The sequence below is a fragment of the Limnothrix sp. FACHB-881 genome, from assembly GCF_014698135.1.
In the GTDB taxonomy this organism is placed as follows: domain Bacteria; phylum Cyanobacteriota; class Cyanobacteriia; order CACIAM-69d; family CACIAM-69d; genus CACIAM-69d.
The window spans coordinates 102046-117669 of record NZ_JACJSN010000010.1 but is presented as its reverse complement, the minus strand read 5'-3'; the positions used below and the strand labels follow the sequence as shown (position 1 = coordinate 117669).

Here is a 15624-nt window from a genome sequence, read left to right as displayed (position 1 = left end):
TGATTCCGCTATTGCTGGGTACAATCCTGCGTTTCCTATGCTGACCACGATTTTGGAAATAATCTGGGCCCTGTCTGCCCTCGGTTTGGTGGTGTTTGTGCTGTTGCACAGCCCCAAGGGCGACGGTCTCGGCGGCATTGGCGGCCAAGCTCAACTGTTTTCGAGCACCAAGAGCGCGGAAGCCACGCTGAATCGCATTACCTGGACGCTGGCTTTGGTGTTCATGGGTTTGGCGGTGGTGCTGAGTGCCGGCTGGCTGAAGGGTTAGGGGCGATCGCCCAATGGGTGGGGTGTCCCGCAACCGACAACGATGGCAGAGCGCGATGGTCTACGGGGCGATCGCGCTCTGTTGTGTTTTGGGCGGTTGGGTCTGGAGTGGTCTGGGAATTTGGGGGCTAGTCGATCGAGGGGGGGATTCGCTCGCCCAAGCAACGGAACCACCGCCGTCCCTACTCTCCCAACTACCGCCGCCCCAGGTACACCCGTTGCCGGCCCGTTTGCAACAGTGGCGCGATCGCCCGGCGGCCCAATCAAGACTTGTTCCGCCGCGTAACGGGGCCGGGGATGACTTCGACCCAGATTCCTTTGGTTCAGATTACTTCGACCAAATTGAACCCTCGATCGTGGGTCACCTGATCTGGTCGCAGTTTCCGATCACCGTTGCCCTTGCTCCCACACCGCCCCGCGCGGCAGCTTGGCGCAAGGCCGTGACCCAGGCGATCGCCGATTGGCAACCCTATCTATCGCTGCAACTGCTGGACGCTGGGGATTCGACCCCGGCCGACATCACCATCGCCCTGGGCAATCCCACCCTGCGCAATGCGGCCGGTTTGCCCCGAGCTGCCAACGCCCGCACCACCTATGAGTTCTATTGGGATCTACGGGGCGATCGCCCCCGACTAGCCCACCGATTCACGATCGAGCTGCGGGGCGATCGCGCGTTTGCTCAACTGCTGGGCACGGCTCGCCATGAGTTGGGCCATGCCCTGGGAATTTGGGGCCACAGTCCTAATCCCCAAGACGCGCTTTATGCCGCCGCCGTGGCCAATCCGCCCCCCATTTCCGATCGGGATCTGAACACCCTAGTAAAAATCTATGAGCAACCCACCCGCCTCGGTTGGCCATTAAACTAGGGCGATCACCAGTCAAAATGCGCTAAGTCCTGCTTAGAATCCCATCTCTTCTGAATGGTGTTAAACCCTTCTGGCTATGTGGAACCTCATTGGCTTATTGATGATTTCTAATATTTTTATGACCTTTGCTTGGTATGGTCATTTAAAAGATTTGAAGACTGCACCCCTGTGGGTTGCAATTGTCGTAAGTTGGCTGATCGCCTTTCTAGAATATTGTTTTCAAGTACCTGCCAATCGCTTGGGCACGCAATACTTTAATCTACCGCAACTCAAGGTTTTGCAGGAGGTTATTACGATGGTGGTGTTTGCTGGATTTAGCGTTTGGTATATGAAAGTCCCCGTGACACGCAATTACTTTCTGGCTGCTATGTTGCTGGCGGGCGCTGCTTATTTGATTTTTAGCGATCAAACCAAATCTTAAGCAAACAAAATCTTAAAATCGTCGCCACCGAAACTTAACCGTTCAAATTTAGCCAATCCCAGTCGCCTAAATCATCATGCCTAATCGCCTTGCTAGTAGCCAGAGTTTATATCTACAAAAACACGCGAATAATCCCATTGACTGGTGGCCTTGGTGTGAGGAAGCCCTTGCCCAAGCGAAACAGGAAAATAAACCGATTTTTTTGTCCATTGGCTATTCCAGTTGCCATTGGTGCACGGTGATGGAGGGTGAAGCCTTTTCAGATCCGGCGATCGCGGATTACCTGAATGCGAATTTCTTGCCCATTAAGGTCGATCGGGAAGAGCGCCCCGACATCGACAGCATCTATATGCAAGCGCTGCAAATGATGATTTCCCAAGGGGGCTGGCCGCTGAATATTTGGCTGGATCCCTACGATTTAGTGCCGTTTTATGGGGGAACCTATTTTCCGGTGGAGCCGCGCTATGGCCGGCCAGGATTTTTGCAATTGTTGCAAGCGCTGCGCGATCACTACGACCAACAGCCGGAGCAAGTGGCCCAAATTAAGGGGCAAATTCTGGCGGCCCTGCAACCAACGGTGGATTTAGCTGCGGGGGCCAATTTGTTCGATCGCACCTTGGTTGAGCAAGGTTGGCAGGAAAATGCGGCGGTTTTGGCCGAAGGGCGATCGAGCAATCGGTTTCCAATGGTTCCCTATGCGGATTTTGTGTTGCGGGGCTATCGGGTCACCAGTCCCGAGCCTTGGAGCGACCAAATTCCAGAAGCCCTGCGCCCCAGTTTGCAACGGGGGGTGGCCCTGGCCCTGGGCGGCATCAACGACCATGTGGGCGGCGGCTTTCATCGCTACACCGTTGATCCCACCTGGACAGTGCCCCATTTTGAAAAAATGCTCTACGACAATGGGCAAATCGTGGAGTTTTTGGCGAATCTGTGGAGTGCGGGGGCCCAGGATCCCTCCCTGCGATCGGGAATTTTTGGGGCGATCGACTGGCTCCGCCGTGAAATGACCAATCCCGATGGCGGCTTCTATGCGGCCCAAGATGCCGACAGCTTCACCGATCCCGCAGCGGCGGAACCGGAAGAAGGTGCATTTTACGTTTGGGGCTGGGATGAGCTGGAATCTTTGTTGGAACCGGAAACCCTCTCGGCATTGGTGGAACAGTTCACGGTTTCAGTGCCGGGCAACTTTGAAGGTGTGAATGTGTTGCAGCGGCGATCGGGCGGGACTTTGCCGGATGGGGTGACAGAGGCGATCGATCGCCTGTTCACGGTGCGTTACGGCCAGCCCCGCGCCCAGTTGGCCCAATTTCCACCCGCCCGCAACGCCACCGAGGCGAAAACCGTCGCTTGGCCCGGTCGCATTCCCGCTGTTACCGATACCAAGGCGATCGCCGCTTGGAATGGTTTGATGATTGCCGGGTTGGCCCGGGCGGCCGCCGTGTTTCAGGACTTGCCCGCCTACCAGTTAGCTGCCGGAGCAACCCGCTTTTTGCAAACTCATCACGGTGCGGGCGATCGCTTCTATCGGCTGAACTACGACGGACAACCGGCGATCGGGGCCCAAGCGGAAGACTACGCCGAAGTGATCCGCAGCCTGCTGGAACTGCACCAGGCCGCAACAGCCCTGATCGCCACGGGGCAAATTACTCCCTCAGAGGCGGATCAGTGGCTAGCCTTAGCGACCCAACTTCAGGCGGAATTTGATCAGCACCTGTGGGATGCTGATCATGGCGGATATTTCAACGCGGACGATCGCCCGGATTTAATCATTCGCGAGCGGAGCATCATCGACAACGCCACCCCCGCCGCCAACGGCACAGCCCTGGGCAACTTGGTGCGCCTGGCCCTGCTCACGGAAAATTTGACCTATCTCGATCGCGCTGAACAGGGCTTCCGCAGTTTCCATCGCTTCTTAGACGAGCACCCCCGCGCTTGTCCCAGTTTGCTGGCAGCCTTGGATCAGTTCCAGCGGCCAGTGCTGGTGCGGGCCAAGGCGGAAACCCTGGCCCTCTTGGCCCAGCAATATTTGCCCACTACGGTTTTGCGGTTGGATCAGCAATTACCGCCAGGGGCGATCGCCCTGGTTTGCAAAGGGCTAACCTGCCTGCCTGCCGCCACGGATCAAGCTCAACTCTGGTCTTTGCTGAAGCAATGCCAGGGGTAGGCTTATGGCGGTTAATCCCGGCCAGAGATGCCAGTGCTCCTACAAGCGATCGAACCAGCCCTAGCGATTCAGGTATTTCATCGCCAACCCCATCAAATCCGACATATCAATATCCCCATCCCCGTCACTATCCAAATAGCCACCGAGGAGCGAATTGCCTTGCTCGTTGGACTTTAAAAAGTTCAGCATCAGGGGCACTGCCATCGGCAAAATCGGTTCGATCGACCCGGCGGGCAGCCCTGTGCGGGCCTCAATTTCCCCCAGCATTTGTTCCACCTGGGGTTGATTCAAAAACGCCTCGATCGCCGCTGCATTGGGTTCCGTGCCGCCCAATTGATCAACCAACGCTTGGGTTTGCTCAAAACCATTGGCCGCCTGGTTAGCCTGCAAGCCCTCTTTCAAATATTTCGCCACAATTCCCATCACCGCTTGGGTGTTCGCCAAGTCCAATCCCCCTTGGCTGCTGATGGCTTGGAAGGTTTGCAACATGGCTCCCAAGTCCCCTGAACCACCGGCCAGGGCAGGATTTCTCAGCAGCGAAGACAACATATCCAACATGGTCGAATCCTCAAGTTTTCCAATCAAGATCGCAAGCAGGCGTTAATTCCCAGGTTTTGATTCCCAGGTTTTAATTCCCAGATTTTAATTTCCAGGCTTTGATTTCCATCAACAGCCGTTGATTAACCCCGTCGCGACAAAAACAAACAAGGGCAAGGTCTGTGGAATCCTTGCCCCTGCTGTTGATTTTATGCGCGCTTTTGCAATGACTCCAGACGGCGCTTCGCCACATCATTTTTGGGATCGGCCGCCAAGGCTGCTTCATAGGCTTCCAAGGCTTGCTTCACCAGTTGTTTTTTCTCGTAGGCAAATCCCAAGTTATTCCAGGCGGTCACGTAGCCGCCGTTGAGTTTGACAGCTTCTTTGTATTGCCGAATGGCCAAATCAAACTGCTCTTGGGCCACGTAGGCAAATCCCAAAGCGTTGTAAACAATGGCCAAGTTATCGGTGGATTCTTCTTCACCTTTCTTGAGCGATCGCTGGAATTGCTCGATCGCCTGGCCATACATTTTTTTATCCATGTAAATACTGCCCAGTTCATAAAACGCCTGAGCACCTGCTTCCCCACTGCTGGCGGCTTTTTGCAAGCGGCTGAGGGTATTTTCTAGGCGACGAGTTTTGAACACCTGACGCAGTACAAAAAAGGCCACGATCGACAGCAGCCCCACCAAAATTGAAATATAGACAATACCAACTGAGCCTTCCATAGGGATTAAAGCAAGAGGATTGAAAGGGGGACTCGTTAATTAAAAAAATTGAAATTGCTAGGGCTTTTCGTTGACCAGCAGCTACATCAATAGCACCACATCAATAGCATCGCATCAATAGCAAAGGGCGCGATCGCCCGCGCCCTCACTATCCAGAAGGATCGATGTTGCTATCACGCCTGAGCACCACTGGCCATCGCCATCATTTTGCTGAACGAAGTGCTGAATTAAGCTGCACCCATCGGCTGGATTGATTCGCAAAATCAAGCGATCGCACCCTTAGCCCGCAGCTTTTGCCTTGGCAGCCTCGGCCACCTTGCCAAACACTTCAGGATCCAGAACAGCCAACTGGGCCAGCATTTTCCGGTTCAACAGAATATCAGCCTTCTTCAGGTTGCCCACCAATTGGCTATAGCTCGTGCCATTGATCCGAGCAGCAGCGTTGATCCGTGCAATCCACAGGCGACGGAAATCGCGCTTGCGGCGGCGGCGATCACGATAGGCGCTCCGCAGGGCCTTCATTACCTGCTGGTTAGCGGTGCGGAACAGACGCGAGTGGGAACCACGGAAGCCCTTGGCGAGCTTCAGAATCTTTTTGCGGCGTTTGCGAGCAACATTGCCGCGCTTAACACGTGCCATAGGGGTTGACTTTGCTTGAAACTAAAGCAATACAGAAAAAACAGAGGAAAGCGGGGAAGCGCCGATCGAGATAGCGGCAACTAGCATTGACAGGTTCCCCGGGCAAAAGCTGCGAGGATTTTGTCCTTAGAGATAAGGCAACATGAGTTGCACGTTGTCTGCATCGCGCTCGTGCACCAGAGCCGCACCGGCCAAACGACGCTTACGAACAGCGCTCTTCTTTTCTAGAAGGTGGCTACGCAGGGCGCTCCGGCGGGCAAATTTACCGCTACCGGTCTTGCGAAAGCGCTTGGCGGCAGCTTTGCGAGTTTTGAGTTTAGGCATGGACTTACCTCGGGGTTGGGCGCTTGGTTGGCGCGATTTCAAATCCTATCACTGCTAGCCCCATTGCGTAAATGATCGACCTATGCGGTCAAGGAGGCGCTGGGGGCAATGAAGCCTCTGAGGTCGATCGCGCTAATTGGTTGAAGGTAACAGGGCCTAGGGTTCGTCGCTGGCCATGTCGTCGTCGTCATCCAGCTCGTAGCCCGTTTCTTCGCCCACAAGCATATCGGCGATTTCTTCGTCGCGCTCGTTGTACTCAAAGTCCCGTTCATCGCGATCGCGCAGCCGACCTGATGATTCCAGCCAGTCCAAGATCGAAGCGTTGGTTTGGGCCGGGATCACGCCCGCACGAGCACGGCGCGGTTCTTCACGCAAAGCAGGAGTGTTCATCAATAGTTTAGGGATAGGTTGCTAGCGATATGGTGGATAGGGGCTTGTGCCTGTTGGGCTGGAAGCGGATCCTAGTGTTTCCACAAGAGGCCTCCCCTGTCAAGTGTGCCACGATCGCTCCGCCCCGTCCTACTGGATTGTTGAATTCATCATGCTGGGAAAATCAGATTTGCTTGCGGCCCTGGTGGGTCAAAACTTGGGTTTAAAAACCACGACCTCTGACAAGGCGGCTATTTTGGCGCTGATTACGCGGCTGGAGGAACGCAACCCAACCCCCAGCCCGATCGAGCAGCCGGCCAAGCTCGCGGGCGATTGGCAACTGCTTTACACCACCAGTCGAGAACTACTGGGTATTAATCGTCCCCCGATCGCCAATTTGGGCGCGATTTATCAATGCATTCGCCCCGATCGACAAACGATCTATAACTTGGCGGAACTCAACAACAACTTCCCTTGGCTGGAGGGCTATGTGGCGGTGGCGGCCAGGTTTGAGGCTTTGTCGGCGGTGCGGGTGGCGGTGCGTTTTCAGCGAATTGTGGTGGGTTCCCAGCGGTTAGCGAACTATCGCCAAATTACCGATTGGGTCGATCGGGCTGAACAGGGAGATCGGTTTCGAGCACTGAATTTCACCTTGAACCCCGCCCAGCAACAGGGCTGGCTAGACGTGACCTATCTGGATGATGATTTGCGAATTGGTCGGGGCAATGAAGGAAGCGTGTTTGTGCTGCGGCGAGTCTAGGTTTTTGCCCCAAGGGTTAAGCAACAGCTATTCACTCAAGCGGCTCGATCGCTCCGTGCTGCGCGGATCCAGGGCATCCCGTAGCCCATCGCCCAACAGATTAAAGGACAGCACCGTCAGCACCACCGCGATCGCCGGGGGCCAAACCAACCAAGGCTGCAATGTCAAAATCGAAGCATTGGTTCCCAAAGACAACAGATTGCCCCAGGAAGGATCGGGCTGCTGAATCCCCAGCCCCACCAAGCTCAACACCGATTCCGCCACAATGAAACTCGGCACGGCCAAAGTTGCGGAAATAATCGTGTAAGTGGCCGTTTGGGGCAACACATGCAACACCACAATCCTGAGAGTCCCGGCCCCCATGGCTCGGGCCGCCTGCACAAAGGGCCGCTCCTTGATGGACAGCACTTGGCCGCGAATCACCCGTGCCAGGCCCGACCAACTGATGAATGATGTGATGGCCACAATCAGGAAGAACCGCTGGGCACTGCTCAGGCCGGGGGGCAAGACGGCAGCCAAAGCCACCAACAGGTAAATGCCCGGAATGGTCATCAGCACTTCTGTGAGCCGCATGATTGTGCTGTCAATCCAGCCGCCAAAGTAGCCAGAAATGCCGCCAACTAACAGCCCGATCGGGAAAGAAATCGCAATTCCTACTAGTCCAATGCTGAGGCTGATGCGGCTGCCATAGACCAAGCGACTGAACTGATCGCGCCCTTGCTCATCGGTTCCTAACACGTTCCAGCGCCCGGGCCCATCGGTGCCAAATAAATGCCACCGAGCGGGGATCAATCCCCAAAGCCGGTATTCAGGGCCCGTCGTTAGCAGTCGCAGTCGAGAAGGCTGCGATCGATCCACCCGCAAAGGGCGATCACCCGTCTGCAAATCCGTTGCCCCCAGCGTTGTGGGATAAACATGGGGCCCCAAAAACTGCCCAGCCTGATCTTGCCAATGAATCACCGTGGGTGGCAGCAGGGCCCCCTGCGCTTGGACGCTGTAGGGGTCATAGGGAGCCACAAACTCCGCAAACAGGGCAACGGTGTAAAGCAATCCAAGCACGATCGCGCCCCAGCGTGCCAGCGGACTTCCCTTCAGCTTTTGCCACCATTTCATCGTTACGGAGGCCCCTTAGAATGTTAAGAAATGAATCTGTGCTGACCAATCTTAACTGACCAGCCCCAGCGGGTTTTCCCGGCCGTCCGGCGCTGCCCAGCCTCACCGCCTCGATCGCCCCATTTTTCCTTCCCCTATGACCGCTTCCTCTGACCTCGACCAGCCCCACATCACCCCGCCGGCCATGCCGTCGCCCGAGCCGATCGACCCGATCGACCCCAATGATGAGCTGCCCGATGAAGTGGAAATGTCCCTTTTTGAGCACCTAGAGGAGTTGCGATCGCGCCTCTTTGCGGCCTTGGGGGTGGTGGTGTTGGCAATGGGCGTTTGCTTCGTCTTTGTCCGGCCGATCGTGCGGCTGTTGGAAGCACCGGCCAATGGGGTGAAGTTCCTGCAACTGACACCCGGCGAATTTTTCTTTGTCTCGATCGAGGTCACTGGCTACTCGGGTTTGCTGCTGGCAACCCCCTACATCCTTTACCAAATTATTCAGTTCGTCCTGCCCGGCCTCACCCGGCGCGAGCGGCGGTTAGTGCTGCCCGCCGTTGTGGGATCCAGCGTCCTGTTCATCATGGGGCTAGTGTTTGGTTACCAAGCCCTTGTACCAGCGGCCCTCAACTTCTTCGTGAGCTATGGCGGCGATGTGGTCGAACAGGCTTGGTCGATCGAGAAATACTTTAAATTTGTGCTGCTTTTGCTCTTCAGCACGGCCCTCACCTTCCAAATACCCGTTTTGCAAGTGATGCTGGGTTTATTGGGAGTGGTTTCCTCGGGGCAAATGCTGGCGGGGTGGCGCTACGTGCTGTTGGGCGCGGTGATCCTGGGCGCGGTGCTGACTCCCTCCACCGATCCCTTGACCCAGGGACTCTTGAGCGGCGCAGTCCTTGGCTTGTATTTCAGTGGTGTTGGGGTGTTGCGCCTGCTGGGTCGTTAATTGGGTTGTTAATTGGGGTCTTGATTCTATCGAGGCATTTCCCCCGTGCCCCATGTTGAAGGCCGCCCATCCTGCAAGGAGCCTAAAGAAAGCGACCTAAAAAAGCGACCTAAAAAAGCTGATTCACCAAACTTTCCAAGTTCACGTAGGGTTGACCGCCCGATTCTTGTACCGGGTTGCCGCTGCTGAGAACGCGCGTGTTGAACAGTCGCTCCAACACTTCACGGGGATCGTTCGATCGGCGGTTGGTTTGGCTGAGGGTAAAAAGCACGTTGTTGCGATTGCAGCCCGATCGCATGTTGCCCACACTACAAACCACCGTGTGGCTATTCACCCGTCCCACGGTTAAGTAGATATTACTGAGGCGATTACCGTTCTCCCGCAGCACGCCGTTTAACCGGCTGGTGACTTCGCCGCAACGGCGCTGGGGGGTGTAGCCCGCATCGCTAAATTCTTCACTAGTCCAGGCAATGACCGGAGCTGTGCGCCCATTTCGCTGAACGGCCACCGTGGCGTAATAGCCATTGACCTGTTGGCATTGGAAGGAGGCTAAGGATTTAATAGCGCCGGCTCTGGCGGTTTCGGCGGTCATCCAAGGCAGGTTGAGGGCCACCAAACCAGCGATCGCCCATTTCATAGCTGACTTCATCGAAAACTCCTGGGTCTGAAACCCCGTACTTTGAGGATGACTTGGCGTTAAGTTTGACTGTATACCGGGGAATATTCGGGAATTCAAGTCTGGGGAGCGAACAGAAAACCGTAACTCCCGCAATCCTTTGAAATCAGGTCAGCACATTGGAGTACGCAATGGCTGGGGTCTACGGCCTGAAAGGGGAGCGGATTTCGGCACTATCAAGAACAGCACCACCTGAACGGCATTTCGTTGATAGCTTCTCAGACGTGCTAAACCCCCAAAAAGCTCCCAGGGATCTCTAACCCGGGGTCTCAAAATCCCAAGGACAGGGGCGCATGGTTACTGATCCTCAGGGCGATCGACACTTGCGCAAAGCGAGGCAGCAACTTAATCAAAAGAATCGGCAAAACGCCACAGGGGCGCAATGCCGATCCGAGGGCTGTTCCGTTTGAGCCGTCTATTCGATGATCAGGGCGCGATCGACCACCGATCGCGGCGTTTGACCAGTGGGCGAAGCGGCCGGCTCCGTGGGGGCCAGCGTTGGCGATTGGCTAGACAAGGCCAGGGACTGCTCAGGGGTCGATCGATAGCTCGCCATTTGCCAGCTTGGTTCCTGCCAGCCCGTGCTGATGGAAGCCAAGGCCGCCGTCACCACCGCCGCAATCGCGGAGCCACCAACCCATTGCAGGCGCTGTTTCCGGCGATCGAGCTTGGCCAACACGCCTTGCACCGTTTGCTCGATCGGGGCCGCAGCGGGCACCGGGATCTGAGTGATCGATCGGCTCAAACCACCCATCGTTCTAAAAACCTGTTGCACCGCTGAATCCGTCGCCAACCAGGCCTCAACCTGCTGTCGCTCTTCAGGGGTGACTTCATCATCAAGATAGGCACTGAGCAACTCAAACTGCTCAAGGCCAATGGGGGAACCCGAACCCCAAGATTCCGTAATCGCAGGATCGGAGTTTGGGTCGAGGTAATCCTGCTCTAGGCGATCGCCGTCTAGGTCTTGGTTGAGGCTGCGATCAGAATCCGATGCCACAACCCGAGACCAGAACGCTTCGGACCAATCAGGGTCTTGTCCATGGGGACGCATTTCAGAAGTCATAGCAGCACCACAGCCCTTAACAAACCAATCACAACAGCACTCGCGACACACCGTTCAATCACACAAGACCTTGGAACCTGCTAATTGGTTCCAGCTTTAGTCTAAATCTTTAGGAACCGAGATTTCTACCCTGAAACGCTTTCAATGATCAGCATTCGATCGCTGATTTCCTGATGACTTCGCTCGGTTTTTTCTTGGGTATTTGGCAAGTTCTCATTGGAACATCCAAGCAACCGGAACTTTACCGATTCAACCCGTTTTTTGAGTATACGGAGTAGCGAATACAACCTCAAACTTCTCCGCAATTCAAATCCCAATTCAAGCCCTAACTCCAGCCCCTATTCAAACCACTGGCTTAGTCCATTGAGATTAATGGCTCAGCACTAGTGATTGAGGTAATTTTGCAGTTGCGTTTGCAAGCGGGCCCGGGCCCGAGCAATTCGCGATTTCACTGTGCCCAATGAAACCCCGGTCATTTCCGCAATTTGCTCGTAGGGCAAGTCTTCAATTTCCCGCAGAATGATCGTGGTGCGGAAGGCTTCAGGCAAATCGGCGATCGCCTCTCGCAGCTTCTCGTAGAACTCTTGCGAGGATAGGTTCTCTTCGGGGCTGGGGTCAGGGGAGGCAATTTCCCAATCCAGTTCGCCATCGTCCAGTTGCCGCGTGGCATCTAAGGAGACGGGGGCCCGATCGCGCTTCCGTTTGCGCAATTCGTCATAAAACAAATTGGTGGCAATGCGGCTCAACCATCCCCGGAACTTTTCTGGCTCCTTGAGGCGGTGGAGGTGGCGATAGACCCGCAACCACACCTCCTGCGCGAGGTCTGCCCGATCGGACCAGTCCGGCGCAAGGTGATACAGCACGCGATCCACATGGGGCTGGTAGCGCCGCAGCAGTTCTGAAAAAGCAGCCCGATCGGGCTGCAAGCCTGCTTGGCAACGCAGCACCAAATCAGTGCTTGATAATTTCTGAGGCGGCACAGGCGTTTGGGGCAAGGCGGCCTCGATCTTGGACCAGGGCACGGGCGGGGAGTAGCTCATACGCGCATCTGGGTTGATGGATATCCCATGCTTTCCAGACGCGGGGGTGGTCTTCAGAGTTCCTGGCTTAAGGATTTTGCGATCGCTCAGGTCTAAAATCACCCGTTTTGGCGCAAGCTTTGGCGGCTAGCGGTAACCCGTCGCGGGACTGAGAACCAGCAGCGACGGGCAAAACGAATTGAATAACCGGGGCCTAGCGTTTGGTACTACCGGGCACATCGGCCTCGAAGGCCGGGGCCGAAGATTGCAACAGGGCGCTAACTTGCGAGAGCACATCGCCGCTGGGCTTGCCAAGGGGTTGCCGCTCCGGGAAGAATTCCGGCTTGGATTGGCTGTGAACAATGGCTTCGTTCACTTGGCTGGCAATGAGGTCTTGGAGCTGTTCCTTGGCCCGTTGGCGTTGGTAGTTGGCTCCCTCCTCGGTGGTGGCGTAGAGGGGCGGCAAGCGATTGAGGGCATAGGCAGCAATATCGCCCACATCCAAAGCCCGATCGCTGGTGGTTTCAATTTCCGCGACTCGGGTAATGGCCTCCGTGAGCACCAATTCTTCCATGACGTTGATAAATTGCTTGCGCGGCAGCACAACCACTTCACCAGTCAGCAATGCACCCATCAATCGATCGAGAGCCATATACTCCTCGATCGATAACTCGGAAGCTGTATCGCAAATCCGCCCCACTTCCGCTTCCATGGCCGGAGTCAAATAGCCATCGCGTAACGCTTGTTCAACAATTTTTTCGATGCTCATAACTCTGCGTGATACCAGGATTCGAGGTCAGTCGGGGTCAGATTGACGGGACTTATAGACAGGGTAAAGTATGCGCGGAAAGCCAGCGACCTAATCCCTCCCTCAAGACGTAATGATGATTTGACGTAATGATGATTTGGAGGTGCGGTGCGATTTTCTGCCGTAGCCACTCACACCGGTCTAGAAACGGTTTGATCTAGAAATCCAATCTAGAGGCAAACGTTTTCCATCACCATTTTTTTAATCACTATTTTTGGGTGGCCATTCTTTCACAATTTTCCGCTGCTAATTTGACGTTTGCCAACTTAACCCTACGGCCGATGGCTACCCCGCTCCCATTTAACCTTGCTGGTTTCTCCCTCAATCTCAGGGAACGGCAGGCAAGCGATCGCCCGCTAAGTAATTGTAACTAGCTCCTCAAGGCATCAAACCCAGTCATGGCAGTGGTTTTGGAGCAAGTTCCCCGATCGACGCGGGGCACCACCGGAACCGAACCAAACTGAGTTCGGTTGCTGGCTGCTTAACAGTAAGTTACATTTGGTTAAGACTCGGGATCGCCCGAGCCGCATAACAGGCACATAACAGGCATTGATTGAGGGGCAACTCATCAGATGAAATTCTCTTGGAGAGTCGCGCTGCTGTGGACGTTGCCCGTCCTGATCGTAGGGTTTTTCCTATGGCAGGGCGCAGTTTCGGGCCCCACAGCAGACATGGGTAAAAACGCGGCGAATACCCGGATGACCTACGGCCGCTTTTTAGAATATTTGGATGCAGGCCGGATTGTTGAAGTTGACCTGTATGAGGGTGGCCGCACGGCGATTGTCGAGGCTGTCGATCCCGAGCTGGATGGTCGTCTTCAGCGTTTGCGGGTTGATTTGCCCGTGGCCGCGCCAGACTTGATTGCCAAGCTGCGCGAAGCTGGGGTGAACCTGGATTCGCACCCGATGCGCAACGATGGGGCCCTGTGGGGTCTCCTGGGGAATTTGGTGTTCCCGATTTTGTTGCTGTCGGGGTTGTTTTTCCTGTTCCGGCGATCGAACAATGTCCCCGGTGGCCCTGGCCAAGCCATGCAATTTGGCAAGTCGCGGGCCCGGTTCCAAATGGAAGCCAAAACCGGCGTGATGTTTGATGACGTGGCCGGCGTGGACGAGGCCAAGGAAGAACTGCAAGAAGTTGTTACCTTCCTGAAGAAGCCGGAACGCTTTACGGCGGTGGGCGCACGAATTCCGAAGGGCGTGTTGTTGGTGGGCCCTCCGGGAACCGGCAAAACCCTGTTGGCCAAGGCGATCGCCGGGGAAGCGGGCGTACCGTTCTTCAGCATCTCCGGTTCGGAATTTGTGGAAATGTTTGTGGGCGTGGGCGCTTCCCGCGTGCGCGACCTGTTCAAAAAAGCTAAGGAAAACGCCCCCTGCATCATCTTCATTGATGAAATTGATGCGGTGGGTCGCCAACGGGGCGCAGGCATCGGCGGCGGTAACGATGAGCGTGAGCAGACCCTGAACCAAATGCTGACCGAAATGGACGGCTTTGAGGGCAACACGGGGATCATTGTGATCGCAGCAACTAACCGCCCAGATGTGTTGGATTCGGCCCTGCTGCGACCGGGCCGGTTTGATCGCCAGGTGACGGTGGATGCGCCGGATGTGAAGGGCCGTGTGGAAATCCTGAATGTCCACGCCCGTAACAAAAAGCTGGCGGATGAAATTTCCCTAGAGGTGATCGCCCGTCGGACTCCTGGCTTTACGGGGGCTGACCTGTCGAACCTGCTGAATGAAGCGGCTATCTTGACGGCTCGCCGCCGCAAGGACGCAATCACGATGCAGGAAATCGATGATGCGGTCGATCGGGTGATTGCTGGGATGGAAGGCACGCCCTTGGTCGATAGCAAGAGCAAGCGCCTGATTGCCTACCACGAGATTGGCCACGCGATCGTGGGGACGCTGATGAAGCACCACGACCCGGTGCAGAAGGTGACCCTGATCCCGCGCGGTCAAGCTCGCGGTCTGACCTGGTTCACCCCCAGCGAAGATCAGATGCTGATTTCGCGATCGCAAATCATGGCTCGGATTTCCGGTGCTTTGGGCGGTCGTGCGGCGGAAGATGTGATCTTCGGTGATGCGGAAGTGACGACCGGGGCCGGCGGCGACTTGCAACAGGTGGCCAACATGGCTCGGCAAATGGTGACCCGCTTTGGGATGTCGGACATTGGCCCAATTTCCCTGGAGACCCAATCGTCTGAGGTGTTCCTGGGTCGCGACTGGCTGACCCGATCGGACTATTCCGAAGAAATCGCAGCCCGGGTGGATGCCCAAGTGCGCTCGATCGTGGATCACTGCTATCTGGAAGCCAAGCGGATCGTTCGCGAAAACCGGACGGCGATCGATCGCCTGGTGGATCTGCTGGTGGAAAAGGAAACGATCGATGGTGATGAGTTCCGCCAAATTCTGGCCGAATACACCACGATTCCGGACAAGGAACAGGCCTCGACCCAGTTGGTGTTTTAGGCTGAGCCAACCTTGAGGACGTAAGCCACAATCTCAATGAAATGACCGGGAGCGATTGACCCATGGGGCGATCGCTCCCGGCTTTTTTGCGGGATCGCCTGCCCGATCGCCCCGAGCAACACCTGGGCGTGATTAACCAACAGGGGCGATCGACTGGATTTTTCGAGCGATTGGGATCAGCAGTGCAGGATCAAAATTCAGCATTGGCAATTGGCCGATCCTGTGCCACAACAATTCTTAATGGATTTTTGATGAGGATTTTGCCAGTCGATCCGGGTTCGGAATTCCAAGGAGCGGATCGCCGATCATCAGGATTCGTGCTTTAATGAGCGCCTAAGGTTGCCCATCCCGTATCTAATCAAACGGGTCATGGTTTTAGCCCCTCAGCGCGGTTTCCTAACATCGTGATCGCCCATGCTGCAACACCGTTAACGACCATCTTCGCGCGATGCCCAGGGTCTACCTCCAGGG

18 protein-coding genes are annotated in these 15624 nt (G+C 55.8%); 8 read left to right on the top strand and 10 right to left on the bottom strand.

The genetic code is table 11. The annotated features are described in order from the left end of the window. The first annotated feature begins 37 nt into the window (after positions 1-37). The 4 genes from secG to H6G52_RS11300 all read left to right on the top strand — a co-directional run bounded on the left by secG (position 38) and on the right by H6G52_RS11300 (position 3718). Positions 38-268, top strand: a complete 231-nt coding sequence (gene secG / locus H6G52_RS11315) for a preprotein translocase subunit SecG (protein WP_099534985.1) — start codon at positions 38-40, stop codon at positions 266-268. 13 nt (positions 269-281) lie between these two features. After that, positions 282-1133, top strand: a complete 852-nt coding sequence (locus H6G52_RS11310; RefSeq protein ID WP_190528350.1) for a matrixin family metalloprotease — start codon at positions 282-284, stop codon at positions 1131-1133. Positions 1134-1209: 76 nt separating this feature from the next. Continuing rightward, on the top strand, positions 1210-1554 hold the full coding sequence (locus H6G52_RS11305; RefSeq protein ID WP_190355617.1) for a DMT family protein: 345 nt from the start codon (positions 1210-1212) through the stop codon (positions 1552-1554). A gap of 76 nt (positions 1555-1630) precedes the next feature. Continuing rightward, positions 1631-3718, top strand: coding sequence for a thioredoxin domain-containing protein (locus H6G52_RS11300; RefSeq protein ID WP_190528348.1), 2088 nt, complete (start codon positions 1631-1633; stop codon positions 3716-3718). A 60-nt stretch (positions 3719-3778) separates the two neighbouring features. Here H6G52_RS11300 and H6G52_RS11295 read toward each other — a convergent pair whose 3' ends face one another. The 5 genes from H6G52_RS11295 to H6G52_RS11275 all read right to left on the bottom strand — a co-directional run bounded on the left by H6G52_RS11295 (position 3779) and on the right by H6G52_RS11275 (position 6336). After that, positions 3779-4276, bottom strand: coding sequence for a hypothetical protein (locus H6G52_RS11295; RefSeq protein WP_190528346.1), 498 nt, complete (start codon positions 4274-4276; stop codon positions 3779-3781). A 188-nt stretch (positions 4277-4464) separates the two neighbouring features. Next, complete coding sequence (locus H6G52_RS11290; protein WP_099534981.1) at positions 4465-4983, bottom strand: tetratricopeptide repeat protein; 519 nt, start codon at positions 4981-4983, stop codon at positions 4465-4467. Positions 4984-5262: 279 nt separating this feature from the next. Then, positions 5263-5622, bottom strand: coding sequence for a 50S ribosomal protein L20 (gene rplT / locus H6G52_RS11285; RefSeq protein WP_099534980.1), 360 nt, complete (start codon positions 5620-5622; stop codon positions 5263-5265). Between the two features lie 126 nt (positions 5623-5748). Then, positions 5749-5946 carry a 50S ribosomal protein L35 gene (gene rpmI, locus H6G52_RS11280; protein ID WP_099534979.1) on the bottom strand — a complete coding sequence of 66 codons (198 nt, stop codon included), beginning with the start codon at positions 5944-5946 and terminating at the stop codon, positions 5749-5751. A gap of 156 nt (positions 5947-6102) precedes the next feature. Next, on the bottom strand, positions 6103-6336 hold the full coding sequence (locus H6G52_RS11275; RefSeq protein ID WP_234407086.1) for a DUF3134 domain-containing protein: 234 nt from the start codon (positions 6334-6336) through the stop codon (positions 6103-6105). A 151-nt stretch (positions 6337-6487) separates the two neighbouring features. Between H6G52_RS11275 and H6G52_RS11270 the strand changes: the two genes are divergently transcribed. After that, entirely contained in the window at positions 6488-7075 is a 588-nt protein-coding gene (locus tag H6G52_RS11270; RefSeq protein WP_190528344.1) for a PAP/fibrillin family protein, read from the top strand. A 27-nt stretch (positions 7076-7102) separates the two neighbouring features. Here H6G52_RS11270 and H6G52_RS11265 read toward each other — a convergent pair whose 3' ends face one another. After that, positions 7103-8188: an ABC transporter permease gene (locus tag H6G52_RS11265; protein ID WP_099534977.1), complete on the bottom strand. Its 1086-nt coding sequence runs from the start codon at positions 8186-8188 to the stop codon at positions 7103-7105. Between the two features lie 136 nt (positions 8189-8324). Here H6G52_RS11265 and tatC point away from each other — a divergent pair, with 136 nt between their 5' ends. Continuing rightward, the gene (gene tatC, locus H6G52_RS11260; protein WP_099534976.1) at positions 8325-9122 is read left to right on the top strand and encodes a twin-arginine translocase subunit TatC; all 798 of its coding nucleotides are present in this window, start codon (positions 8325-8327) and stop codon (positions 9120-9122) included. A gap of 109 nt (positions 9123-9231) precedes the next feature. On the opposite strand, the gene H6G52_RS11255 is transcribed toward tatC, so the two are convergent. The 4 genes from H6G52_RS11255 to H6G52_RS11240 form a co-directional block, all read right to left on the bottom strand. Further along, positions 9232-9771 carry a COP23 domain-containing protein gene (locus H6G52_RS11255; RefSeq protein ID WP_099534975.1) on the bottom strand — a complete coding sequence of 180 codons (540 nt, stop codon included), beginning with the start codon at positions 9769-9771 and terminating at the stop codon, positions 9232-9234. A gap of 442 nt (positions 9772-10213) precedes the next feature. Further along, a complete protein-coding gene (locus H6G52_RS11250) occupies positions 10214-10795 on the bottom strand; it encodes a zf-HC2 domain-containing protein (RefSeq protein WP_190528343.1) in 582 nt (193 codons plus the stop codon). 449 nt (positions 10796-11244) lie between these two features. After that, positions 11245-11901: a sigma-70 family RNA polymerase sigma factor gene (locus tag H6G52_RS11245; protein ID WP_190355621.1), complete on the bottom strand. Its 657-nt coding sequence runs from the start codon at positions 11899-11901 to the stop codon at positions 11245-11247. 193 nt (positions 11902-12094) lie between these two features. Further along, positions 12095-12649 carry a late competence development ComFB family protein gene (locus tag H6G52_RS11240; RefSeq protein WP_099534972.1) on the bottom strand — a complete coding sequence of 185 codons (555 nt, stop codon included), beginning with the start codon at positions 12647-12649 and terminating at the stop codon, positions 12095-12097. 611 nt (positions 12650-13260) lie between these two features. Between H6G52_RS11240 and ftsH2 the strand changes: the two genes are divergently transcribed. Both ftsH2 and H6G52_RS11230 read left to right on the top strand, forming a co-directional pair. Then, entirely contained in the window at positions 13261-15153 is a 1893-nt protein-coding gene (gene ftsH2 / locus H6G52_RS11235) for an ATP-dependent zinc metalloprotease FtsH2 (RefSeq protein WP_099534971.1), read from the top strand. Between the two features lie 62 nt (positions 15154-15215). Further along, the gene (locus H6G52_RS11230) at positions 15216-15479 is read left to right on the top strand and encodes a hypothetical protein (RefSeq protein ID WP_190528341.1); all 264 of its coding nucleotides are present in this window, start codon (positions 15216-15218) and stop codon (positions 15477-15479) included. The last annotated feature ends 145 nt before the right edge of the window (positions 15480-15624 follow it).

Coding starts and splice junctions, on each gene's coding strand:
- secG (WP_099534985.1), top strand. CDS start 38: ATGCTGACCACGATTTTGGAAATAATCTGGGCCCTGTCTGCCCTCGGT.
- H6G52_RS11310 (WP_190528350.1), top strand. CDS start 282: ATGGGTGGGGTGTCCCGCAACCGACAACGATGGCAGAGCGCGATGGTC.
- H6G52_RS11305 (WP_190355617.1), top strand. CDS start 1,210: ATGTGGAACCTCATTGGCTTATTGATGATTTCTAATATTTTTATGACC.
- H6G52_RS11300 (WP_190528348.1), top strand. CDS start 1,631: ATGCCTAATCGCCTTGCTAGTAGCCAGAGTTTATATCTACAAAAACAC.
- H6G52_RS11295 (WP_190528346.1), bottom strand. CDS start 4,276: ATGTTGGATATGTTGTCTTCGCTGCTGAGAAATCCTGCCCTGGCCGGT.
- H6G52_RS11290 (WP_099534981.1), bottom strand. CDS start 4,983: ATGGAAGGCTCAGTTGGTATTGTCTATATTTCAATTTTGGTGGGGCTG.
- rplT (WP_099534980.1), bottom strand. CDS start 5,622: ATGGCACGTGTTAAGCGCGGCAATGTTGCTCGCAAACGCCGCAAAAAG.
- rpmI (WP_099534979.1), bottom strand. CDS start 5,946: ATGCCTAAACTCAAAACTCGCAAAGCTGCCGCCAAGCGCTTTCGCAAG.
- H6G52_RS11275 (WP_234407086.1), bottom strand. CDS start 6,336: ATGAACACTCCTGCTTTGCGTGAAGAACCGCGCCGTGCTCGTGCGGGC.
- H6G52_RS11270 (WP_190528344.1), top strand. CDS start 6,488: ATGCTGGGAAAATCAGATTTGCTTGCGGCCCTGGTGGGTCAAAACTTG.
- H6G52_RS11265 (WP_099534977.1), bottom strand. CDS start 8,188: ATGAAATGGTGGCAAAAGCTGAAGGGAAGTCCGCTGGCACGCTGGGGC.
- tatC (WP_099534976.1), top strand. CDS start 8,325: ATGACCGCTTCCTCTGACCTCGACCAGCCCCACATCACCCCGCCGGCC.
- H6G52_RS11255 (WP_099534975.1), bottom strand. CDS start 9,771: ATGAAGTCAGCTATGAAATGGGCGATCGCTGGTTTGGTGGCCCTCAAC.
- H6G52_RS11245 (WP_190355621.1), bottom strand. CDS start 11,901: ATGAGCTACTCCCCGCCCGTGCCCTGGTCCAAGATCGAGGCCGCCTTG.
- H6G52_RS11240 (WP_099534972.1), bottom strand. CDS start 12,649: ATGAGCATCGAAAAAATTGTTGAACAAGCGTTACGCGATGGCTATTTG.
- ftsH2 (WP_099534971.1), top strand. CDS start 13,261: ATGAAATTCTCTTGGAGAGTCGCGCTGCTGTGGACGTTGCCCGTCCTG.
- H6G52_RS11230 (WP_190528341.1), top strand. CDS start 15,216: ATGGGGCGATCGCTCCCGGCTTTTTTGCGGGATCGCCTGCCCGATCGC.